Here is a 437-nt window from a genome sequence, read left to right on the forward strand (position 1 = left end):
GGCCGACGCGGCCTCGGCCTCCGTACGGCCCCGGCCCCGACCCCCGTACGGCCCCGGCCCCGGACCCCGTACGGACCGGCTCCGGTTCAGAGTCCGCCGTCCCCCGGCCCGAAGTCGCCTTCGAGCGCGGCGGCCATGCGCAGCTGCGTGGCCGCCTCGGTCCGCCGTCCCTGGCGCTCCAGGGTGCGCCCCAGCATGAGGCGCGCGTAGCTCTCCACCGGGTCGATCTCCAGCACCGCCCGCAGCGCCTCCTCGGCGGGGCCGAGCCGGGCGGAGTGGTAGTAGGAGCGGGCCAGCAGCAGCCGCGGCGCGACCTGCTCCGGCGCCTCCTCGACGAGCCCGCCGAGAATCCGGGCGGCCGTGACGTACTCCTTGGCCTCGAAGAACATCTGCGCCCGGTCCCACCGGTCGGCGGCCGTACCGAACTCGTAGTAGGT

At 76.0% G+C, this 437-nt stretch carries 1 protein-coding gene; it reads right to left on the reverse strand.

The window, feature by feature from the left end; translation table 11 throughout:
* Window positions 1-86 precede the first annotated feature (86 nt).
* A partial coding sequence (locus RM779_RS33375; protein WP_311621547.1) for a tetratricopeptide repeat protein occupies window positions 87-437 on the reverse strand: 351 nt, incomplete at its 5' end.

Source organism: Streptomyces johnsoniae (assembly GCF_031845565.1).
Taxonomy (GTDB): Bacteria; Actinomycetota; Actinomycetes; order Streptomycetales; family Streptomycetaceae; genus Streptomyces; species Streptomyces johnsoniae.